The sequence below is a fragment of the Micromonospora sp. NPDC092111 genome (genome assembly GCF_044755745.1).
Lineage (GTDB): Bacteria > Actinomycetota > Actinomycetes > Mycobacteriales > Micromonosporaceae > Micromonospora.
In genome coordinates, this window is the sequence record NZ_JBIVRQ010000009.1 from 187955 (window position 1) to 209159 (window position 21205).

General features: G+C 70.6%; 19 protein-coding genes and 1 pseudogene. 13 read left to right on the forward strand and 7 right to left on the reverse strand.

What is annotated here, in order from left to right:
* Positions 1 to 9: 9 nt before the first annotated feature.
* Together ACIQG9_RS19310 and ACIQG9_RS19315 are read right to left on the reverse strand one after the other, a co-directional pair.
* The gene (locus tag ACIQG9_RS19310; RefSeq protein ID WP_400404124.1) at positions 10 to 1092 is read right to left on the reverse strand and encodes a DUF3592 domain-containing protein; all 1083 of its coding nucleotides are present in this window, start codon (positions 1090 to 1092) and stop codon (positions 10 to 12) included.
* A gap of 259 nt (positions 1093 to 1351) precedes the next feature.
* On the reverse strand, positions 1352 to 2155 hold the full coding sequence (locus tag ACIQG9_RS19315; protein ID WP_400404127.1) for a histidine phosphatase family protein: 804 nt from the start codon (positions 2153 to 2155) through the stop codon (positions 1352 to 1354).
* Positions 2156 to 2571: 416 nt separating this feature from the next.
* On the opposite strand from ACIQG9_RS19315, the gene ACIQG9_RS19320 reads away from it, so the two are divergent.
* The 6 genes from ACIQG9_RS19320 (at position 2572) to ACIQG9_RS19345 (ending at position 8254) form a co-directional block, all read left to right on the forward strand.
* Positions 2572 to 4836, forward strand: coding sequence for an ATP-binding protein (locus ACIQG9_RS19320; protein ID WP_400404129.1), 2265 nt, complete (start codon positions 2572 to 2574; stop codon positions 4834 to 4836).
* A 104-nt stretch (positions 4837 to 4940) separates the two neighbouring features.
* On the forward strand, positions 4941 to 5633 hold the full coding sequence (locus ACIQG9_RS19325; protein ID WP_400404132.1) for an alpha/beta fold hydrolase: 693 nt from the start codon (positions 4941 to 4943) through the stop codon (positions 5631 to 5633).
* A 108-nt stretch (positions 5634 to 5741) separates the two neighbouring features.
* Positions 5742 to 6587 (forward strand): alpha/beta fold hydrolase, encoded by an 846-nt coding sequence (locus ACIQG9_RS19330; RefSeq protein WP_400404134.1) that lies wholly within the window; start codon positions 5742 to 5744, stop codon positions 6585 to 6587.
* A 278-nt stretch (positions 6588 to 6865) separates the two neighbouring features.
* Positions 6866 to 7441 (forward strand): NADAR family protein, encoded by a 576-nt coding sequence (locus ACIQG9_RS19335; RefSeq protein WP_400404136.1) that lies wholly within the window; start codon positions 6866 to 6868, stop codon positions 7439 to 7441.
* Positions 7434 to 7736, forward strand: a complete 303-nt coding sequence (locus ACIQG9_RS19340) for a hypothetical protein (protein ID WP_400404139.1) — start codon at positions 7434 to 7436, stop codon at positions 7734 to 7736. The genes ACIQG9_RS19335 and ACIQG9_RS19340 overlap by 8 nt, the downstream gene beginning before the upstream one ends.
* Complete coding sequence (locus ACIQG9_RS19345) at positions 7712 to 8254, forward strand: hypothetical protein (RefSeq protein ID WP_400404142.1); 543 nt, start codon at positions 7712 to 7714, stop codon at positions 8252 to 8254. The genes ACIQG9_RS19340 and ACIQG9_RS19345 overlap by 25 nt, the downstream gene beginning before the upstream one ends.
* A 248-nt stretch (positions 8255 to 8502) precedes the next feature.
* On the opposite strand, the gene ACIQG9_RS19350 is transcribed toward ACIQG9_RS19345, so the two are convergent.
* Complete coding sequence (locus tag ACIQG9_RS19350) at positions 8503 to 9453, reverse strand: hypothetical protein (RefSeq protein WP_400404144.1); 951 nt, start codon at positions 9451 to 9453, stop codon at positions 8503 to 8505.
* 148 nt (positions 9454 to 9601) lie between these two features.
* On the opposite strand from ACIQG9_RS19350, the gene ACIQG9_RS19355 reads away from it, so the two are divergent.
* The 3 genes from ACIQG9_RS19355 to ACIQG9_RS19365 all read left to right on the forward strand — a co-directional run bounded on the left by ACIQG9_RS19355 (position 9602) and on the right by ACIQG9_RS19365 (position 13902).
* A complete protein-coding gene (locus tag ACIQG9_RS19355; RefSeq protein WP_400404147.1) occupies positions 9602 to 10258 on the forward strand; it encodes an HAD family hydrolase in 657 nt (218 codons plus the stop codon).
* Between the two features lie 49 nt (positions 10259 to 10307).
* Positions 10308 to 10937, forward strand: a complete 630-nt coding sequence (locus tag ACIQG9_RS19360) for a DinB family protein (RefSeq protein ID WP_400404150.1) — start codon at positions 10308 to 10310, stop codon at positions 10935 to 10937.
* 2287 nt (positions 10938 to 13224) lie between these two features.
* Positions 13225 to 13902, forward strand: coding sequence for a hypothetical protein (locus ACIQG9_RS19365; protein ID WP_400404153.1), 678 nt, complete (start codon positions 13225 to 13227; stop codon positions 13900 to 13902).
* 281 nt (positions 13903 to 14183) lie between these two features.
* Here the strand turns inward: ACIQG9_RS19365 and ACIQG9_RS19370 are convergent, their stop codons facing one another.
* The 4 genes from ACIQG9_RS19370 to ACIQG9_RS19385 form a co-directional block, all read right to left on the reverse strand.
* Positions 14184 to 14792 (reverse strand): polysaccharide deacetylase family protein, encoded by a 609-nt coding sequence (locus tag ACIQG9_RS19370; protein ID WP_400404155.1) that lies wholly within the window; start codon positions 14790 to 14792, stop codon positions 14184 to 14186.
* Between the two features lie 143 nt (positions 14793 to 14935).
* The gene (locus tag ACIQG9_RS19375; protein ID WP_400404157.1) at positions 14936 to 16051 is read right to left on the reverse strand and encodes a glycosyltransferase; all 1116 of its coding nucleotides are present in this window, start codon (positions 16049 to 16051) and stop codon (positions 14936 to 14938) included.
* A complete protein-coding gene (locus tag ACIQG9_RS19380) occupies positions 16048 to 16869 on the reverse strand; it encodes a hypothetical protein (RefSeq protein WP_400404159.1) in 822 nt (273 codons plus the stop codon). The genes ACIQG9_RS19375 and ACIQG9_RS19380 overlap by 4 nt, the downstream gene beginning before the upstream one ends.
* A gap of 244 nt (positions 16870 to 17113) precedes the next feature.
* Positions 17114 to 17803: a response regulator transcription factor gene (locus ACIQG9_RS19385; RefSeq protein WP_400404161.1), complete on the reverse strand. Its 690-nt coding sequence runs from the start codon at positions 17801 to 17803 to the stop codon at positions 17114 to 17116.
* Between the two features lie 98 nt (positions 17804 to 17901).
* Here ACIQG9_RS19385 and ACIQG9_RS19390 point away from each other — a divergent pair, with 98 nt between their 5' ends.
* The 4 genes and pseudogenes from ACIQG9_RS19390 to ACIQG9_RS19405 form a co-directional block, all read left to right on the forward strand.
* Positions 17902 to 19290, forward strand: coding sequence for a sensor histidine kinase (locus tag ACIQG9_RS19390; protein WP_400404163.1), 1389 nt, complete (start codon positions 17902 to 17904; stop codon positions 19288 to 19290).
* A 51-nt stretch (positions 19291 to 19341) separates the two neighbouring features.
* Positions 19342 to 20001 (forward strand): DedA family protein, encoded by a 660-nt coding sequence (locus ACIQG9_RS19395; RefSeq protein ID WP_400404165.1) that lies wholly within the window; start codon positions 19342 to 19344, stop codon positions 19999 to 20001.
* A 138-nt stretch (positions 20002 to 20139) separates the two neighbouring features.
* Positions 20140 to 20730: a phosphatase PAP2 family protein gene (locus tag ACIQG9_RS19400; protein WP_400404167.1), complete on the forward strand. Its 591-nt coding sequence runs from the start codon at positions 20140 to 20142 to the stop codon at positions 20728 to 20730.
* A gap of 193 nt (positions 20731 to 20923) precedes the next feature.
* Positions 20924 to 21196, forward strand: a pseudogene (locus ACIQG9_RS19405) (ATP-binding domain-containing protein); the annotation flags it as partial.
* Between the last annotated feature and the right edge of the window lie 9 nt (positions 21197 to 21205).

Sequence of the window (21205 nt, forward strand, 5' to 3'; positions counted from 1 at the left end):
CCGGGCCGGTCAACCGCCGCTACGCCGCAGTACTCTGCCCTGTCCGTCCGCCTCCAGCATCCCCGTGCCGCCGCCGCCAGTGACCACGACCCTGAGCGTGAGGGAGCCGGTGACGCCGTTGGCCGTGAGCTGCCAGTTCTGTGGGGAATCGACGCCGAGGGTGGTCCTGGCCTCCTCGACCAGGCCGGGGACGCGGTCGTAGGGCAGGGACCCCGGGTCGAACCCGGCGCTCTTCCCACCGTCGGGCGAGAAGACGACCGTCAGCAGGCGGTCCTGCACGACCACGGTGAGCGCCTGACGTTTGTCCGTGCCCTGCGTCAACGACTGGACGGCCTTGCGCAGTTCGCCCTCGTCGAGCATCGACTGGCCAGCGCCGAGGGTGACCATGCCCGTCGTCGACGTCACGGTGGTCGTGGACGACGAGGAGGAGACGGACGGTTCGGCGGCGCCGCCGTCGACCTCGCGGGAGTCGAACAGGTCGGCCCGGAACAGCAGGAGCACGGCGGCGGCGCCGAGCAGCAGCCCGAGGAGAGTGAGGAGCCCACCGAGACAGCCCGCTGAGGTCTCGCTCTTCATGGCCGGACCGGGCACCGAGTTCACCTGGGCCACGGCCGCCCGCTCCTCCCACTCCGGCGTCGGCCGCTTCACGATCCGCGTCTGCCACGGCCGGTCCGGCGGATACTGCACCACCACGACCCCACCCGGTCGGTATGCGGGCAGTTCGACGAGGTTGATGTCCTGCCGCATCTCGACCCGGAACGCGGGTGCGTCGTCCGGCACGACGGACAGCTCGAACCGCACCGGCACATCGCTGGTCTCACCCCCGACGGCCTTCGAACTCTCGATCACCGCGAGTGCCGTACGGGGCACGGCCGCCGCCTCCCGGGCACGACGCGGCAGCGTGGCGAGGAGGAAGAGAAGCCCGTAGACCGCGGGCAGGACCAGCCCCGTGACGATCAGTGGCACCCTCCCGACGACGCAGCCACCGATGAAGGCGGTCAGCGACGCTCCGATCACCCCACCCGTCAGGAACCCCCGAGCGAGGTCGGCAGGCGCGTTGCGGGTGGGCGGCGCGCCGGCGGTAATCGTCATGTGGCCGATTGTGCCCGTCACAGGTAAACGGCCGACAGACCTGTGGATGGGCCCGGCGTGCCATCCCTGACCCAGGGTGCGAACAACGGGCTCGACAACGGAACCATGGTGGCGCTGACATTGATTACGGCCCGGTGGTGGCCGCCCCATCCTTGCGGGAGCGCTGACTCCGGTGAAGGGTCACCGGGGTGCTGTCGCCCGGCGATGGGCTGGGACCGACACACTGCACGCACGAGTACCGGTGAGTGTGGGTGACTCGTCAATAAGGACTCGGCTCCATACCCTGCGACCCGCGTCGGGTGAGTGTCTCGCCCTCCTGGCGGTACCTCACCCATCCGGGCCCTTTCCAGCAGTCGCGGTAGTTCTTACCGGACGGACGAGGGGTGGCGGCGAACTCGACGAGGTCGAGGCGGCCGTGGTTGTGGGCGTAGCGGGTGAGGGATGTGTTGGTGATCGGGGTGGTGGCGAGGATCGCGTCGAGGTCGGCGAACGACAGCCCTTCCAGGATGTGACGGACGGCCACGACCACGGCATCATGGGCCACCACCCACACCCGGCTGCCGGCGTGGTGGCTGTTCAGGTCGGCCAGGACCGCGCGGACACGGGCGGCGACGTCGTCGTACGTCTCACCGCCCGGCGGCCGGTAGGCGTAGAGGCCAACCTCGGCGAGCCGGGCCGCCTCAGCGGGAAACCGATCGGCGATCATCAGGGGGGTCAACAGCTCCAGGTCGCCCATGAGCCGGTCACCCAGCCGGACATCGACCTCGCCCGGCGGACAGGGGACGCCGAGAGCGCCGGCGGTCTCGGCGACCCGGGTCCAGGTCTGCCGGGCCCGCAGGTACGGAGAACAGACGACGCGGTCGGGACGCTCGTCGGCGGACCGGGCCGCGAGCCAGTGGCCGAGCTGGGTGGCCTGCTGCCAGCCCAGCGGCGACAGCTCGACGTCGGCGTCACGGCCGGTGAGCTCATGCCCGGCGACACCGCGTGCATGGGCGTCGGCGAAGGCGACGTTCGCGACGCTCTGCCCGTGGCGGACGATGGTCAACCCCGCGACAGCATCCACGGAACCACTATCCACCATGGGACGTCTGAAGCTCGGCAAGATCGTCGATACGTTCAGTTACAGAAGATCGATCTGTCAAGAACCTGGAGCGATGATCATCGAAAGTTCGCACAGAACCCGTGGCGCAGTAGATTTCTAGCGCCCCAGGTCAAGCCGTCTGCTCCCCGCGCATGCGGGGGTGATCCCACCCACCCCTATGCCCACCGCGTGGAAAGCCGCTGCTCCCCGCACATGCGGGGGCGGGGTGACGCCGAACGGCCCGGTAGGACAACCGCTGCCCCCCTGCACATGCGGGCGTGGTCCTCCTGCGTACCACGATCGCCGCCCGCCCGACCCCTGCTCCTCGCGCAGGCGGGGTTACGGGATTGACCGGGCCCGGGTTCCGGTGGCGGAGCTGGCTCGGTGAGAATCGGCTCATGGATGGCGACGGGTCGTTCGCGGTGGTGTTGCGGGCCGCCCGTCACGGCGCCGGTCTGACGTTGGAGGAGCTGGCCGAAGCATCCGGAGTCAGCGTCCGAGCGCTGAGTGACATGGAACGCGGGCGGGCGTTGGGGCCGCAGCGCCGCACGGTCGTGTCGATCGCGGACGCGTTGACGTTGGCTGGGGCGGCCCGGGATCAGTTCGTCGCGTTGGCCAGGGCGGGCCGTGCCCGGCCGGCATATCTGGCGGCGGCTCCCGGGCTGTGTGAGCTGCCCGGGTCGATCGGAGACTTCACGGGCCGCCACGCCGAGCTGGCATGGATCTTCGAGCTGGTCGACCAACGGGCCGAGGCCGCCGGTCGAACAGGGGTGGCGGTCATCTCCGGCGGTGCCGGGTTGGGCAAGACCACTCTCGCCGTGCGAGCGGCACACCGATTGCGGGACCGGTTCCCCGGAGGTGTGCACTTCGTCGAGGCGCTGGGCATGAGCGGACATCCCATCGACAGCGGGGAGATCCTGGCCCGGGTCCTACGGGCACTCGGTGCGCGTGGCCCGCAGATACCCGAAGTCCTTGCCGAACGGGCCGGGCGTTACCGGCAACTCCTGCGGGAGCGGCGCGTCCTGGTCGTGATCGATGACGCCGCGTCCGAGGCACAGGTACGGCCGCTGGTACCGGGTGACGGCGACAGCCAGCTGCTGGTCACCAGCCGGCGGATGCTGGCGGGGCTTTCGGGCGTGCAGCGCCTGCACCTCGGTCCGATGCCCGCCCTCGACGCGCACGACCTGCTGGACCGCATCGTCGCCGAGCGGGTCGGCGCGACCGCCGCCGAGGACCTGGGCGACCTGGTCGACCTGTTGGGCGGCCTGCCGCTGGCACTGCGGATCGCGGGTAACCGTCTCGTCTCGCGACCACAGTGGGGCGTCGCGGACCTGCTGCGCCGGCTGTCGATCGCCGAGCGGCGGCTGGACCAGCTCAGCGCGGGCGACCTGAAAGTCGCCGCGGCGTTCGAAATGTCCTACGGGCAGCTACCCGACTCCGCCCGCGCACTGTTCCGGCGGATGGCGGTGGTGCCTGGGTCGGACTTCAGCGCCGAGTTGGCCCGGGTGATCGCGGCGGTCCCGCTGCCGGTCGCCGAGGACGAACTCGACGAACTCGTCGACCTCAGCCTGCTGGAGACCGCGGACGGCGGCCGATACCGGCTCCACGACCTCGTCCGGCTCTACGCCAACCGGTGCCTGCAGCACGAGGAACACCCCGACGACGTCACGGCCGTACAGCGGCGAATGGTCGACTGGCTGCTGACCACCCTCGCCGACGCCGGCACGTGGTTCGGACCGAACCCGCCGGACGCGGCCGACTCCGCGTTCGAGACCGCCGAGGACGCCGAGGCGTGGATCCGCACGGAGGCCGACCACTGGTACCCGGCACTCACGGCTGCCGCCGGCGGCGGCGACCACCAAGCCGTGGTCGACACCGTCAGCACCCTAGGCTGGGTCCTCGACCGGTGGGCGCACTGGCCGCACTGGCCGGCGTTGTACATGCGGGCTCACGACTCGGCGGCAGCCCTCGGGGCACCAGATCGGCAAGCCGAGTTCCTGACCGCGCTCGCGTGGACGTACACCCAGCCCGGCCGTGACTTCCAACCGGCCCTGGCATACGGCGAACGCGCGCTGGCCCTGGCCCGGGGCGTCGGCGACCTCGGGCGGGAAGGCCGGGCCTGGCTGGTCGTCGCCCGCGCCCAGAGCATGCTGGGCGACCTGCACGCCGCCCGAGACGCGGTCCAAGCCGCGGCCGACAGGTTCGAGCAGATCGGCAACGCCGACGACTACTGCCAGGCCCTGATCGGGCATGGGGCGATCACCATGGCCCTGGGCGAACTCGACGAGTCTGTCAGCAGCTTCCGGCAGGCTCTCGCCATGGCCGACAACCCGGCGGCGTCCGGTATGACGGCGTCGAACGCGGAGGCGACGCTGCCGTTCGTCCTCGGCCACCTGGCCCGAGCCCTCGGCCGGGCCGGCCGCCCCGGCGAGGGCGTGCCGCTGGCCGAACGCGGCGTGGCGACCTCCGCGCAGATGCGCAACGCCGACGCGGAGGCGGCTATCCTGCTCATCCTCGCCGAAGAACTCTACGACGACACCCAGACTACGAAGGCACGGACGAGCCTGCTGCGGGCGGCGAACATCTACGAGTCGATCGGGCAACACGACGAAGCCGCCCGCCGTCGAGAACAAGCCGCAGCACGGACACCCGCCGGCAGCTAAACAGTTCTGCATGGTGTTCCGCCTGGGCCGGGGCGCCGGCAACGACTTGCATGGAGGGCAGGCGGCGGGCGCGGTGTCCGCCCTGGGCGGTCCAGGAGAATTCCATGAGCACGCAGATCCGCAACGTCGTCCTGGTCCACGGCGGGTTCGTCGACGGCTCCGGCTGGCAGGCCGTGCACCGACTGCTGACCGCCGACGGGTTCAACGTCACCGCGGTACAGAACCCCACCCTGTCCCTCGACGGCGACGTCGAGGCGACCCGGTTCATCCTTGACGACCTTGACGGCCCGGCCGTGCTGGTCGGCCACTCCTACGGCGGCGCGGTCATCACCGAGGCGGGTACCCACGACAACGTCGCCGCGCTGGTCTACGTCGCCGCGTTCGCCCCCGACGCGGGCGAGTCGGTCAACACCCTGATTGGCGGGTTCCCGACCGACGGCCCGCAGCCGCCGATCCTGCCGCCCCGCGACGGCTGGCTGTTCCTCGACCGCTCGAGGTTCGCCGGCTCGTTCGCCGCCGACCTGCCCGCCGCCGACGCCGCCTTCCTCGCCGACTCGCAGGTCCCGTGGAACGTCGCCGCCCTCGGCGGCGTCGTGACCGAGCCGGCGTGGCGGTCCAAGCCCGCGTTCTACCTTGTCGCCACCGACGATTACATGATCCCGCCGCCGGCCCAGCGGTCGATGGCCGCCCGCGTCGGCGCGGTCACCACCGAGGCGATCGGCAGCCACGCCGTCTACGTCTCCCAGCCGGGCGCGGTCGCCGACCTCATCCGCCTGGCCGCGAACACCGACCGCTGACCCCTCCCACACCCAGTTTGCCCGACAGACGTTGACGTAGCGGGTGCGTTCATCCGCTGTTGCCGTTCCCACAAACGAAGCACGGCTCGCAGGAATGAGGAGATCACGTTGGATGCGCATGTTTCACGCCGCAACCTGTTGGCCACCGGCGTGGCGGTGGCCGGAGCCGCAGCGGTGATGGCCGCTCCGTTCGGTACGGACACCGCGGCCGCGGCCACGGCTGGCCGGTCCAACCCGAAGGTCAAGCCGACGATCGTGTTGGTGCACGGCGGGTATGCCGATTCGTCGTGCTGGAACCAGACCCTGGCCTACCTCCAGGGCGAGGGCTACCCCACGATCTGCGGGGCGAACCCGCTGCGAGGGATCCCGACCGATGCCCCGTACATCGCGAGTCTGCTGGACTCCATCCCCGGGCCGGTCGTGCTGGTCGGCCACTCCATGGGTGGCACCGTCATCACCAACGCCGCGGCCGGTAAGAGCAACGTCAAGGCGCTGGTCTACATCGCCGCGTTCGTGCCCGACGTCGGCGAGACGCAGGCTGACCTGATCAACAAGTTCCCCGGCAGCGAGGTCCTGCCCGTCAGCGTGCCGGTCCCGTACACGAAGGCCGACGGCACCACCGGAACCGACCTGTACCTGAGCCCGAACGGCCAGGCCGCGTTCGCCGCGGACATTTCCAAGCACGCCTTCCAGCTTCTGCAGGCCACCCAGCGACCGTTCGACGCGGACTCCTTCATCTACCCGACGACGGCCGCCGCGTGGCACACGATCCCGGTGTGGGGGCTGGTCGCCGGTCGGGACAAGGCCATTCCGCCTGCGGCTGAACGTTGGATGTACAGCCGCGCCAACGCCCGCAAGGTCGTCGAGGTGCCGAACTCGTCCCACTGCGCGATGCTCAGCCACCCGCAGGTCGTCGCGGACCTCATCCACCAGGCCGCCAAGGCGACGAGCTGACTCGAAGGCACCGAGCCCGGCGGCCATCCCGCCGGGACATGGCCAGCCCTGGCCTACGGACCGCAGGCCAGGGCTGGTCTATCTGATGCCCGCTGCGGGTTCCTCGGATCTCGCCCAGAGGCGCGACAGACGGTCACGCCAGTTCTCACTCATGCGGCGCCCAGCGGGTTCGCCCGGTGGAACCGCTCACTGAGCCGGTCACGCAGGTCCCTGGTGGCCGGTGTCCGCGGTGGTAATGGCGATGCGGTGGAGCCTGCTGGTGCGACACACTCGCTCGCATGATCACCTCTGCGAACAGCGTCGCCGAGCTGACCAGCGCGGTGCGTGCGGGTGCCCGGGTGAGGTTCCTGTTCTTCTGGGGCCACCAGCCGCAGCGCGACGGCAGCATCGGGGCCGGTTGTTTGAGCCAGTGGTGGCCGGCACCGTTCGTCCTCGACGACCTACGCTTCGCCACCGCCGAGCACTACATGATGTGGCGCAAGGCCACCCTGTTCGGCGACCACGCCACGGCCAGCAAGATTCTCACGGCGGCGCACCCGCACACGGCGAAGTACCTCGGCCGGCAGATCACCGGCTTCGACCAGCAGACATGGGAACAGCACCGCGACGACATCGTGGTGACCGGCAACACGGCCAAGTTCGACCAGCATCCGACGCTGCGCACCTATCTGCTCGGCACCAGCGCGCGGGTGCTCGTGGAGGCCAGCCCACTCGACCGGGTCTGGGGCATCGGCTTGGCCGCCGACCACCCACACGCCACCGACCCCGCACGCTGGCGCGGGCTGAACCTGCTCGGCTTCGCCCTCATGCAGGCCCGCACGATCCTGCGGGAGCAGGAACCGACCGGTGGGTAAGCCGCCGGACCTGGTTGCCGCCGAGTACGTGCTGGGCAGCGTCAATGTCGAGCGGGTGCCCTGGTACGCGGCGGACTGGCTCGCCGCCGGACACGACGGAACGGCGCTGAGTGAACTCGCCGGGCTCGACGGCACCGACACCCGGCTGATCGGCGAACTGCTACCCGACGCCCCGGTGGTCACCGCGCCGAAGCCGAGTCACACGACGCAGCCGCCCTCACCGAGGTGGGCGTGCGTGTTCCGTCCGCAGCGGATGCAGCGGACGCCTGGTTGGCCACGCTGGCGCAACGGCTGATCGACGGTGAGGTCGACGAACGAACAGTCAGCGAGCACGTCTCGGCCTTCGTCTCCTGGCACCTCGACCTCGACGAGATCCGGCGCAGCCCGTTCACCGACCTGCACGTGCTGGTCGACGAGTGGGACCAGGGCTGGGGGCGCGGCAACCAGGAACTGGCGGCGACGGTCCGTCAGCTATGCCGTGATCACCTCTCCCGCGTGCCGGCGTTGCCGTGGTGTGACCTCACGAGCCTCGCGCACGGCAGCGCAGAGCAGCGAACGGGCGGCCTTCGCCGGCTGCTCAACGCCTGGGACTTCATCGGCGTCCACGACCCGCGGGTCAACGTCGACGAGTACGACTGCCTGATCGCACCGCTGCTGAAGAGACTGACCAGCGGCGCCGGCGCGGGCGATCTCAGCGAGTACCTGTCGGCTGAGATCCGTGGCCACTTCGGGATGACCATCAGCGACGCCAAGATCCGGGCCTTCGCGCGACGTCTGCTCGCCTGGTGGGGCACCGAGCAGAGGACCCGGTGAACGCTGCGGATGGCACCCACGGTGGGCCCGCTGCGGGGGTCTCCCATCGTGGCGCGATGCTGGCCAGCGAGGTCGCCGCAGGGCCGATCACAGGTCGAGCGGAAGAGCGGTGAACTCGTCGCGCACGGTGGCGCGGGCGGGTGTGGACGGCCGTCCGCCCCTGGACGTGGATCTGACTCGCCCACGGCAGTGCCGTGGTATGCGTGCGAGCGGGTGCACCAGGTCCCGCAGTCGAGCGCCCCCGGCGGTCAGCTCTGCTGGTAGTTCACCGCGGCGAACCCGCACGGCTGGTGCAGGTGCAGGTAGTAGGCGCCCTCGCCGTAGTCGTCCAGGTCCGCGCCGCCGATCAGACCCACGTAGTCCATCGCTTGGTGGCAACCGGGGCAGTCGGCGTGCTCGGCGTCCTGGATCCAGTCGGGCCGGCCGCCCAGTGTCGAGCCGCCCCGATCCCACCCGCTGGCCTGGTAGGGGCTCTGCCGGGCCTCACCGGGCACCGGCGCCAGCGCGGGCGGATCCTCCGCCTCGGCGGAGCCGAGGTACCCAGGGCGGGTGTTGCCGGTCCACCAGGCGGTGGCGCCGGCCGGCGTGACTCGGCTGTACAGCGTCGTGTAGCAGGCGCAAAAATGACACGTTTCGATCACCAGCCGGCCGGACCAGCCCGTGTGCTCCAGCGCGGTGCCGACGGCAGGGTCCGCGGTGTCGAGGTCCGCGGCGGTCCACAACGGCGATGCGCACCACGGGCAGGTGGGACCGTCCGCGCGTCGCGGTGTCTCGCGCATGACCCATCGGTACGCGGTGCTGCCGCACAGGTCCCGCCGGCGGCCCTCCGGGCCGACCGTCCAGCCGCCCTCACGTGCGTAGGTCAGCGCGCCGACGTACAGCTTGTCCGCGCCGGCTGGCGGTCGGGCCGACCAGCGACGCATAGCGCTCTCGGCCATCGGGTGGGCGGTGTGCGCCAGGATGACCAGTAGCTGGTTGAGCTGGTCCGGCGCCCGGCCGCCGTCGATACGCTCGACGATCCGGCGGACCACGTCGGCGTCCGCCGCCCGGTACAACTTCCCCGGCCACAACACGTCCCGGTCGAGCAAGGAGCTGAGGTACGGCGTCAGCCTCCCCGGATCGGTGTCCGCGATCGTGGACAGCTCCTCGATCGCGTCGTCTTCCCCGACGGACACCTTGCTGATCAACTCCTCGATCACCCGGCGATGCTAACCGCGTCGACAACCGGGTCGCGCGACGGACCGGGCGGAGAAGCGTCACCCGGTACACGGGCAGGCAGGTCGCCATCTCCGACGCGGTGTCCTCCACCAGTTCGCTGGCCACCCCACCGCTGCATACGATCTCGACATGCAGCGGCTGGCGCTCTTTGATCTGGACGACACGCTCGTCAACCGCAGCGCGGCCTTCCGCGCATGGGCTCAGGAGTTCGTCACCACCCACCGCCTCGACGCCGTCGCGTTGACCTGGCTCCTGGAAACCGACGCCCGGACCTCCGGCACGAAAGGCCCCTTCTTCCACGCCGTCCGCGAGGCATTTCGTCTCGACCATGCTGCCGACGACCTCTGGCAGCAATACCGCCAGCGCATGCCTGAACTGGTCACCTGCCGGTCGCAAGACCTTGAGGCGTTACGCCTGCTGCGTGCGGCCGGCTGGCGGCTCGGGATCGTCACCAACGGCATGACCGACAACCAACACGGCAAGATCCACCGCGCCGGCCTCAACACGCTGGTCGACGGTTGGTGCATCTCGGACGAGGTCGGCATCCGCAAGCCCGAGCCGGCGATCTTCAACATCATCGCGCAGCGCTGCGGAGCATCGACAACGCACGGCGGCTGGATGATCGGCGACGACCCGATCCTCGACGTCGCCGGCGGACGCGGCGCGGGATTGCGCACCATCTGGCTGCGAAGCGGGTCGGCGTCGTGGCCCGAGGACCAACCAGGACCCGACAACGCCGTCGCCACCGTCGCCGACGCCGTCGAAGTTCTCCTTCAGGCCGGATGACCCGATGCCCGCCATGAGAGATTGACGGCCTACGGCAGGATCGTCATCCATGATCGATGATTTCGCGAAGGAGTACCTGCACAGCGATCTGCGAGACATTCGCGAGGTGATGCTGTGGAAACTCGACGGGCTTTCCGAGTACGACATCCGCCGTCCCCTGACCTCGACCGGAACCAACCTTCTCGGCCTGGTCAAGCACCTATCGATGACGGAGGCCAGATACTTCGGCGACATCTTCGAACGGCCGTTCCCCGAACCCCTGCCCCGGTGGGACGACGCCGACGCGGGCGACGCGGCCATGTGGGCGACCGAGTACGAGACGCGCGAGGAGATCATCGACCGGTATCGTCGCGTGTGGGAGCACTCTGACGCGACGATCGCCGCTCTGGCGATCGACTCGCCCGGCTACGTGCCCTGGTGGCGACGCCCCCACGTGAAGCTGTTCAACATCCTGGTCCACGTCCTCACCGAGACCAGCCGGCACGCCGGACACGCCGATATCCTGCGCGAACAGCTCGACGGTTCGACCGGGTTCATGGCCGAGTACGCGGACGCGCAGCCCGACGCGGCCTTCTGGGAAGCGCGGCGCGCGAAGATCGAACGGGCCGCCAAAGCAGCCGCCACCAAGCCCGATCACGCTCCGGGAATACCGCACCGACCCGCTCCGATCGAGTCTTGACCGGGAAGCCGCGAAGTAAGTCCGGACACTTCGGTCCACCAACGTCCGGATTCACTTCGCAGGCCGCCGGTCTGCATTTTGATCATCCGCAATCTTCGACTGGACGCGACAAGCGTCCTGTTCACTCGAACGCTTCGGAGTCCGGACCTACATCTCGGATGATCTTGCGGGGCCTGGCCCGCGCTGCTCCCGAAGGTCGGCACGCCTGGGCAAGAGCACCCACCCGGATCACCCGTGCGCGGGCCTCGGCGACCTCCGGCAACTCCGAACGATCATCGTCCTGCGCGTCGACGTCAAGAGGTGAGAGGCGGTAGCTCTGTTTGGCCCTCGGATACCGGCGGCGAAGTCCGGGGTCTCGACCCTGGCGGGTGGCCGCGCCTGGCGGGATGGCGTCAACAACCGGGGCAAGACGTGGACCCCAGAGACTACGTCCGCGTCGCCATCATCATCGCCGCCTTCGCCCTGCTGGTCGCCGCCCTCACCTGAGCCCGCGGGCCCACCCGTCCAGTGATCCCTGGACGCCACGCCCGAGGCGGACGAACTGCACCTGCTCCCCGCGCAGGCGGGGGTGATCCCCCGGTCGCCGGGCCGACCCGGTCCGCCGCGTTCTGCTCTCCCGGCGCAGGCGGTGGCGAGGTCTGCCAATGCCTGGAACGGGACCACGACGCCGTGAACGCCGCGCTCACGCTTCCCTACAGCAGCGACCCCACCGAAGGCGTCAACACCAAGACCAAACGAAACGGCGAGAACCGAGCCTTTCCCTGCGAAATCAGCGGTTTCGCCCTGCCAGGTCAACGACACCGCGCGCCGCTGGCAGCGGACCGGCTCACCTGCCGGAGCGCGGCTTGGCAACCTCGCCGTGCAACTTGGCCTTGGTTGCATCGGGAATCAACCGCCCGCCGGCCGGCCATCTGGACCTTGTTCATCAGTGAGGCGGCGATAATCTTCGCCTCGCCCTTCATCATGCCTGCGGCAGGCTGTGATCGGTCGACCGCATTCGGTAGAGTGCGGGCATTGATCGTCGGTGATGGCCGAAGGTCGGAGGGGTGCCACGATGACTCGACGGGGCGGGCGGTGGACGCGGGTCGCGTTGCGCCTCGGGCTCCTACTCGGCGTGGTCGTAGTGGCGTGGGGTGCCCACGAGAGCACCACCACGACGGCCGCCTACGCTGCCGACCGCCCACCGGCCGCGCCGGTGGACGCCGCCGTCGACCTGCTCACCGGTGTCCTCCTCCCGATCCTCGACACGGCTATACCACCGCCGGCATCGGAAGTGCCTGCCGACGAGACGGCCCTCGGCGCCCTGCCGCGCGGAGCCGTCCCCCGTCCAGCGGGCCGTCCGCCGGCCCGGCCCGGCCAGGTCGGCACGCCGAAGCCGGCCGCTGGGGGCGCGAGCCGACCGGCCACCCGGCCGCGCGGCGGGGAGTTGCTGGCACCGGTGGGTGCTGTTCTCCGTCCGGTCACGGAGCCGGTCCGGGCCGGGTTGCTCACCCCTGTGAGCGAGGTGCTCGGCCCTGTCACCGACCCGGTGCGCACCGGGACCTTGGCGCCCGTGGCCGAGGTCCTCAGCCCGGTGACCCGGCCGCTCGCCCCGATCCTCTCCCCCGTCTGGCGGGAGTTGGAGCCGGTGCTTGAGCCGCTGGACCCAGTGCTCGATCCCTTCGAACCGGTGACGGGCATCCTGAGCCCGCCCACCGGCTCGCCGGCCACGCCACCACCAACCACGCCATCACCAACCGCGCCGCCGCTACCCGCGCTGCCGCAGAACGGCCCGGGCTGCTGCATCAGGCCCGGCACTGGACCGCTCGGCGAACCGGCCGGACCCGTTTCGGGTGCCGCCCCCACGAGCCCCTCGTCGCACTGGCAGACGACGACCGAACTCTCGTCCCCGCCGCACCTCGCCCGGCCGGACGGGCCGCACCCGCCCCGGCCGGACGCCGACTCCGCGCCAGCCACGCCCGCCCCCGGCGCCAGTGGATCCGGTTCGTCCGGCGCCGTCCACGGGAGCCCGGCCGACGCCCCCACGTCGGTATGGACGCCGCCCAGCCTGGCAGGACGCCGCTGCCACCCGACCGGTGGCGACGCTCTCCCGTCCCGCTCGCCCCGCCCGGGCACCCGGCCCGCCTGACCGGCGGGCCGTTGCGTGCCGTCCGCGCGGCACCGGCGGCCTCTGCGCACCCGAATGCCTGACGGCCCCTGGTGGCCCGCGCCGGCCCGCGGCGGTCCCGCGACGACGCCGGCATCCTTCCCCGAGGTACCCGATCACGATGGTGACCAGGAGTTACCCATGAACGTGACCCAGCCCGTCGTCCGGGCCCGGTGGTGCGACATCGGCCGAATCGCCGATCTCGTCACCGAGGCCCTCTCTCCCACCGCCCTCGGCGCCTGGCTCGTCCCCGATGAGCGACGCCGGCCGACCATCCTCGCCGCTGCGGCACGCATCTGGATCGAACACGCGCTGCTCTTCGGCGACGCGTTCCTACTCCCCGACGGCACCGCCGCGACCGTCTGGTTCCACCGCTACCGGCCGATCCCACCCCCCGCCCGGTACGCCGACCGGCTCGCCGACGCGTGCGGTGAACAACTGGACCGGTTCCGCCAGTTCGACCAGGCTCTCGCCGCGCGGCGGCCCACCGAGGCACACAACCACCTGGCACTGCTCGCCGCGCCAGGCCCGGCAGAGTCCGGCCGCGCCGCAGCCGTCCTCACCGGAGCACAGCGCTGGATGGACACGCTCAGCATGCCCACCTACGCGGAGGCCTTCACCGACGCCGAGCGCGAACTACTCCAGCAGCACGGCTACACCCAGCAGGACACCTACCCGCTCGGCAGAAGCACGACCGCGCATTCAATGTGGCGGTCGCCGTTCTGGAGCGGCCGGTCCAGCCGCAACACCCACTCACCGGCGCGGCGTCCGCTCGTCCTGACCCACAACAGCCCGTCAACCCGGTGGACGCTGCGCTGACCACCCCACCTGATCGGGGCGGCCCCCGCCGCCCCGATCAGCGTGCATGTCGTCGTGGCTACCGCTGCCCAGCCCGGCCTCCCGACGGGGCGGCCTCCCAGTCCTGCCGCCTCGGGTATAAGGCCGTGCGGCGCTCGTCGACGTTAGCTTCCTGCACGACGTTGGATTTACCGACTGCTAGGTCTTCCACAACGGTCCGATCTGCGCCTTCAGGTATCTGCCCGCTAGTCATGGGGTCACCACCTTCTTCCTCTGCGGGGCGCCGCTCAGAGTGATCCCGCCTACGAGGGGGCTACCTGAAGTGACCGGTGGACAATCCGATGCTCGCCGAGCGGGCCGACATCGAGGCCACGCGCGCGGCAGCTGGTCAGGATCGCGGGCAGCGCCCCGACGGTGGCCTCCCATGAGCGGGGGGCGGCACAGTGGTCGCTGTCATGCAGCAGGACTGTGGCGCCGCCGGTGAGTCCGCGCCGCACCGTGCGGAAAACTGAGTCGGGAGTGGCCCGCCGGGTCCAGTCGCGGCCCCAGCAGCTCCACAACACAGGGGTGAGGCCGAGGTGCCGGGCAGCCCTGACCGCAGCGGTGCTGGCGATCCCGTAGGGTGGCCGCCACCAACGTGGCGTCATCCCGGTCAACTCCGAGATGACCGCCGTGGCGCGGGCCAGGTCGACGTGAGTTTCGGTGGGGCGCCGCGTGAGCAGGAGGCGGTGCTCGTATCCGTGCACGGCGATCTCGTGTCCGGCGGCGGCGATGGCTCGGGTGATGGACGGGTGCTGTTCGGCCATCTCGCCGAGCAGGAAGAACGTCGCCCGTGTCCCGGTGCTGTCGAGCAGCCGCAGCAGTTCGGGGGTCGCCTGCGGGTGCGGGCCGTCGTCGAAGGTGAGGGCCACGTGTGCAGGGTCGCCGATGCCCGCCGTGGCTGGCAAGAAGCACCGGCGCAGCGGCCCGACGGCGGCCAGTGCCGGCCCGGCATGGGCAACTGTCAGTCCTGTGGCCACCGCCGCAAGCACCCGGGCCGCCGTACTGGGGACCCTCATGGCGCCATGCTTCTGGCGGCGGCCGGGGCTGCGAGTCCGGCGAGTCCGGCGACTACCTCGGCCGCGTCGGCGCTCGCCGCCGCAGCGGTCAGCGCCGCCCGCTGCCGGAGGATCGCGCTGCCGTCCAAGGCCAGGCTCAGCTCGGCGGCGAGTTCGTGGCGGGTGTGCGGCCAGGGCGACAGGTTCGCCGCAGCGAGCACGGTGGCATTGGCGGTGCCGTGCCCGGGCAGGCAGCGGTAGCTGATCAGCGGTACGCCGCTGGCCATCGCCTCCACGCTTGACAGTCCACCGGCGTTGTGGACGACGACGTCGGCGGCGCGCAGCAGCTCCGGCATGGTGCCGATCCAGCCCAGCGCGATCGCGTCGCCCGATCGGCCAAGCCGGCGACGCAGAGAGTCATTGCGTCCGCAGACCACTACCGGGATGGCGGTGCCGCTGGAGGCGGTGTCCCGCGCGGTCGACTCGACATCGCCGACCCCCCACGAGCCGGCGACGACCGCCGCGAGGCGCTCGTCGGCCGGCAGCCCGAGCCGGCGGCGGGTCGCCGCCTTCTCGGCGCTGTCGTGGACCGGCCGGAACGCCGGGTCGACGATCGGGGAGACCGCGACCGCCGGGAAGCCGTGCTTCTGTACCTGCGCGGCAGTCGGGAGCCCCGGTGCCAGGTGTACGTCGATGCCCGGTGCCACACACAGAGGGTGCACGGACGGATCGGTCATCACCGCGGCCGTGGGTGCGGTGATCCGGCCGCGGCGGCGGAGTCCTCCGAGGACCTGAGTGGCCAGCGGGTAGGTCGATACGACCACGGCCGCAGCCGGGTCGATCGCCGCCAGCATCCGCGTTGCGGCGGCGCCGGTCGACAGCGCGGCGGCTCGCGCCGACATCCGTGGGCCGGCAACCGCCCGCAACAGCCACCCCCATGTCGTCGGCGCGGTGCGCAACTGCCGGGCGTAGGTGCTGCGGAGCGCGCTGCCGAGGCCGGGCGGCAGCAGGTCGAGGAAGTCGTGCCGGAGCACCGGGAACCCCAGCCTGGTCAGCCGGCGGGTGAGCTCCCGGGCCGCGCCGTCGTGCCCGGCGCCGATGCTGGCCGAGATGACCACGACCGGCCGGGTCACCACGACCCGGTCCGAGCCCGGTCCGTGTGCGCGCCCCGTGCCGGCTGGTCGCGCTTGGAGACGCTGAGGTACGCGACGACGGCCAGGATCGTGACGAGGAAGACGAGGCTGGTGACGACGGTGCCGAAGCCGAGGCCGCCCTCGTCGCCGGGTTGGGCGAGCAGGTCGCCCAGCGAGGCGCCGAGCGGCCGGGTCAGGACGTAGGCGATCCAGAACGCGACGACGGCGCCGAGCCCGATGAACCGGTGCGCGACCCAGACGGCGGCGATGAGGGCGGCGAAGACAGCCGCGGCGACGCCGTACCCGAGTCCCAGCGCCTCGGCGGCCAGATCGCCTGCGGCGGTGCCCAGCGCGAAGGTGAACAGGATCGCGAGCCAGTAGAACGCCTCCCGGCGCGGGGTGTCGATCGTGTGGATCGACAGGGTCTTCTCGGCCGCGTACCAGACGGCGAAGGTGGCGCCGAGCAGCACGGCGAAGACGACGGTGGTGACCTCGAGCGGAACCCCGACGTTGTCGACGAGGTTGTCGGTGATCAGCGTGCCCACGATGCTGATCAGCACCACGACGAGCCAGTACAGCGCGGGCACGTAACGGACGGTGCGGAACTGCAGGACGAGGACGATCGCGAGCAGGACACTCACCACTACGGTGGTCAGCGTCAGGCCGAGCCCGGCGGTGATGTTCAGGAAGTCGGCGAAGGTCTCACCGACGGTGGTCGCCAGGATCTTGATGATCCAGAAGAAGACGGTGACCTCCGGCACCTTGCTCAGGAAGCGCCGGAGCGGACGGTCGAGATCAGGCTGCGCGGCATGGGTCATGGGGGAAGGCTGACAGCGGCGTGCTAAGAAACCGCTGAAGGACGCTCAGCAGGCAGTTCAGCGAAATCTCAGGTTCCGGCCGACTCCTCGTGAAGTATCCGCCGCACTCGCTCCACGCCGACGCCTGCTCGCACCGCCCACGACCGGTGGCCGCCGATCCGGCGCGGACCGTGACCGGCCGGATTCGACAGGCCCGCGGTCGGCTCCGGCCGGTTACGTGACGAGCGGACGGGGCAGATGTCCCTCACGCGTCGCCCTCGGTCGCCAGGCGGTAACCCATCCCCCGGACGGTCTCGATCGCGGCCCGGCCGAACGGGTGGTCGATCTTCTTGCGCAGGTAGCCGACGTACACCTCGACGATGTTCGGGTCGCCGTTGAAATGGGCGTCCCAGACGTTTTCGATGATCGCGGTCTTGGTGACGACCTGGCCGCGGTGGCGTAGCAGGAACTCCAGCAGCGCGAACTCGCGTGGGGTCAGTGGGATCGGGGTGTCCCCCCGGGCGACGCGGCGTTCGGCCGGATCGAGGCTCAGGTCGCCCGCGGTCAACACCGCGGGGCGTTCCGGAGCGCCGCGGCGGATCAGGGCGCGTAGGTGGGCGATCAGGACGACGAAGGAGAACGGTTTGGTCAGGTAGTCGTCCGCGCCGAGGTCGAGGGCGTCCGCGTGGTCGTACTCACCGTCCTTGGCAGTCAGCATCAGCACCGGGGTCCAGATGCCGCGCCCCCGCAACTGACGGCACACCTCGTAGCCGCTGAGCCGGGGCAGCATGATGTCCAGCACGATGGCGTCGTACGCGCCGTGCGGCGCCTCGGTGGCGGTCCACAGACCCTCGGACCCATCGTGGACGAGGTCGACGGTGAAACCCTCCTGGGTGAGCCCGTCACGGATCGTCTCCGCCAGACCCACCTCGTCCTCGACAACGAGCACCCGCATCCGCAACCTCCCAGCTCTAGACTGCCCGAACCGGCTGAGAAAGCGCTGAACCGTCGCTTTCAGCGTGTCCTCAGCGAGTCGCGGTTAGCGTGACGGCCATGCGAGCACCCCACCTCGTGCGACGACTGAGGCTGACGCTGGCACGGCGCCTGGGCGTACGGCTGCGCTCCGCGCTCGCCGCGGGCCTCGTCGTCGCCGCCGCGTCGGTGCTGGCAGGCGGCATCCTGCTCGTCACCGCCCGCGGCATCCTGCTCGACAACGTGACCACATCGGCGAACGACCGGGCCACGCAGGTGACGGCAGCGCTGACCGGAGGCGACTCGACGGCCCTCGCTGCGGCGCTGCGGCCGTCCACCCCGCAACGGTCCGTGGTCCAGGTGCTGGACCCAACCGGTCGGGTCGTCGCGGCGTCGAACGCGGTCTCCACCGTGTCGCCGATATCCGCCCTGCGGCCAGCGGTCGGACAACGTGAGTGGGAATCCCGCCGGCTTGAGTTTGAGCACGACGCGCCGTTCCGGATCGGAGCGAGCGGGGTGAGCACCCCTGCGGGCTCGCGGATCGTGCTGGTGGCGGAGTCGATGGACACGGTTGACGACGGCACCGAGGCGATCATCGCGGCGCTGGCGGTCGGGCTGCCACTGCTCGCGGTCGTGGTGAGCGTCGCGACGTTCCTGTTCGTCGGCCGCACCCTGCACCCGGTGGAGGCGATGCGGCGGCAGGCGGCCACGATCACCGCGCGCAACCTGCACGCCCGGCTGCCCGTGCCGGCGGCCGACGACGAGATCGCGGCGCTCGCGGCGACCATGAACACGATGCTGGACCGGATCGAGGCCGCCTCGGCGGCGCAGCGCCGGTTCGTCGCCGACGCCAGCCACGAGCTGCGCAGCCCGCTGGCGACGATCCACGCCAACGCCGACCTGCTCGACGCGGCAGAGCTGGCCGAGACCCCGGCTCGTTCGGTGCGTCGCATCCATGCCGAGAGCGCCCGGATGGCGCGGCTGGTCGACGATCTGCTGGTGCTCGCCCGGGTCGACGACCAGGCATTGCGGCTGCGCCGCGACGAGGTCGACCTCGACGATCTGGTCTACGCCGAGCGGGAACGAGTCGCCGTCGAGCATCCCGACCTGCGCATCGAGGGCGGCGTCGAGCCGGTGCGGGTGATCGGGGATCCCGATCAGTTGCACCGTGCGCTACGCAACCTGGTCGACAACGCCCGGCACGCCGTCGTCGTCAGCCTCGCCGCCGACGACGGCCATGCTCAGGTGGTCGTCGGCAACGACGGGCCCGCTATCGCCGCTGGCGACCGCGAACGCGTCTTCGACCGGTTCGTGCGGCTCGACGACAGCCGGTCCCGGCAGGGTGGCGGTGCCGGGTTGGGGCTGCCGATCGCCCGCGACATCGTCGTCGCGCACAGCGGGACCGTGACCGTGGACGCGCTGACCGACGGTGCCGCGCTGCGGGTTCGGCTGCCGATCCCCCATCCATAAACCTACAACGTGTAGGTTTAACGGCACGCCATCGAGGAGAAAGTCGTGCAGATGCTGGCCGCACCTAACACCCTTGCGCTGGGCCCGTCGTTCCTGGACCCGGAGTGGCTCATCTCCACCTTCGGGCTGATCGGCATCCTGGCCATCGTCTTCGCCGAGTCCGGCCTGCTGATCGGCTTCTTCCTGCCCGGCGACTCGCTGCTGTTCACGGCCGGCCTGCTCGTGGCCGACGGCACCTACCTGCACCAGCCGCTGTGGCTGATGTGCCTGCTGGTGTCCATCGCGGCGGTCGCGGGTGACCAGTTCGGTTACCTCTTCGGCCGACGCCTCGGCCCCACGCTGTTCCGGCGACCCGACTCCCGGTTGTTCAAGCAGGAGAACCTGACCAGGGCCCAGGACTTCTTCGGGAAGTACGGCGCCCGCTCGATCGTGCTGGCCCGGTTCGTACCGATCGTGCGGACGTTCACGCCGATCGTGGCCGGAGCGAGCCACATGCACTACCGCACGTTCCTGGTCTACAACGTCCTCGGCGGCATCCTGTGGGGGTGCGGGGTCACCATCCTCGGTTACTTCCTGGGCCAGGTGACGTTCGTCAAGAACAACATCGAGTTCATCCTGATCGGCATCGTGGTCGTCTCGGTGCTCCCGATCGGCGTCGAGCTGCTGCGTGCACGCCTGCGTGGTCGTCGCTCCGAGGCGGGGTCGCGCTGAGCCGTACGCCGCCGGTGAGCAGCGCGAAGCCACTCGGCTGCCGGTCCTGGTCGCGCTGCTGGCCGTCGAGACGATCGCCGTCGCCGTGACCGTTGAACTGGTCTCCAGCGGGCTACTACGCCGTCCGACCCCGTACGGATGACCGTTTTCAGCGATTTCTTACCATCGGCTCGGCAGGATGAACGCGTGAACTATCGATTGTTCGAACTGATCAATGGTCCGGCCGGGCGGATCGACGCCGTCGATGACGTGATGGAGTTCGCCGCGACCTGGCTGGTGTATCTGATCTTCGCGGCCTCCACGGTCCCGGTTGCGGTGGCGCTGTACCGCCGACGGATACCTCCGGTGCTCGAACTCGGCGTCGCCCTGGTCCTCGCCTTCGCCGCGGCTACCGTCCTGGCACACCTGAACGGCCAGCTACGCCCGTTCCAGAGCCATCAGGTCCACCAGCTGATTGCCCATGATCCGGGGGTTTCACTGCCCAGCGACCATGCCACCGCAGCGTTCACGCTGGCCTTCGGTATCTACACCTTCCTGAACCACCGCTGGGGTGTGATCCTGGGAGTGTCTGCGCTGGCCGTCGGTATCGCAAGGGTATGGGTCGGCGTGCACTATCCAGGCGATATCGCCGCCGCGGCAGCCATCGCCAGCCTCGCCGTCGCGGCAGTGGCGCTCGGGCGCCACCAGCAACGCAACCGCACCCGCCTTCGCTCCGCTCGACCGCGCTGACGCTGGGCAAACGGTCCTCGCGTGCTCCGCGACTGGCACTCCTCGCGAGCTGTGTCGTACTGACAGCCGCCACCCTGCCGGTGGTGGGCGACACCCTGCTCGGCGGCATCGCGCTGGCCTGACCGTCGGGTAGATGATCGGAAGCCGGCCGCTTGGGATCCCCAGGCGGCCGGCTTGGGTGTAGGCGCCGATCCCACGCCGCTGCGGCACGGCGAGCAGCCGCGTACCCGGATCATTCCCCGCCGAGTTCACGGCCGGGCCGGGCACCGTGATCTGCGCGGACGAGGCGGTCGCCGAGCTGGCCGCGACCGGGACGCACGTGGTGCCGGTGTCGGCGGTCCGTGGCCTGGAGTTCGACGAGGTGCTGGTGGTCGACCCCGACCGGATCGTCGCGGCCCGGCCGAGTGGCCGCCGCGACCTCTACCTGGCACTCACCCGCGCCACGCACCGGCTCACCCTGCGCCGGGCAGTGGCA

Bases quoted from the DNA above. Each gene is read 5' to 3' on its own strand.
- ACIQG9_RS19320 (WP_400404129.1), top strand. From the start codon at position 2,572: ATGGATGGCGACGGGTCGTTCGCGGTGGTGTTGCGGGCCGCCCGTCAC.
- ACIQG9_RS19400 (WP_400404167.1), top strand. From the start codon at position 20,140: ATGACCGTTTTCAGCGATTTCTTACCATCGGCTCGGCAGGATGAACGC.
- ACIQG9_RS19360 (WP_400404150.1), top strand. From the start codon at position 10,308: ATGATCGATGATTTCGCGAAGGAGTACCTGCACAGCGATCTGCGAGAC.
- ACIQG9_RS19390 (WP_400404163.1), top strand. From the start codon at position 17,902: ATGCGAGCACCCCACCTCGTGCGACGACTGAGGCTGACGCTGGCACGG.
- ACIQG9_RS19310 (WP_400404124.1), bottom strand. From the start codon at position 1,092: ATGACGATTACCGCCGGCGCGCCGCCCACCCGCAACGCGCCTGCCGAC.
- ACIQG9_RS19380 (WP_400404159.1), bottom strand. From the start codon at position 16,869: ATGACCCATGCCGCGCAGCCTGATCTCGACCGTCCGCTCCGGCGCTTC.
- ACIQG9_RS19395 (WP_400404165.1), top strand. From the start codon at position 19,342: ATGCTGGCCGCACCTAACACCCTTGCGCTGGGCCCGTCGTTCCTGGAC.
- ACIQG9_RS19365 (WP_400404153.1), top strand. From the start codon at position 13,225: ATGAACGTGACCCAGCCCGTCGTCCGGGCCCGGTGGTGCGACATCGGC.
- ACIQG9_RS19355 (WP_400404147.1), top strand. From the start codon at position 9,602: ATGCAGCGGCTGGCGCTCTTTGATCTGGACGACACGCTCGTCAACCGC.
- ACIQG9_RS19335 (WP_400404136.1), top strand. From the start codon at position 6,866: ATGATCACCTCTGCGAACAGCGTCGCCGAGCTGACCAGCGCGGTGCGT.
- ACIQG9_RS19385 (WP_400404161.1), bottom strand. From the start codon at position 17,803: ATGCGGGTGCTCGTTGTCGAGGACGAGGTGGGTCTGGCGGAGACGATC.
- ACIQG9_RS19325 (WP_400404132.1), top strand. From the start codon at position 4,941: ATGAGCACGCAGATCCGCAACGTCGTCCTGGTCCACGGCGGGTTCGTC.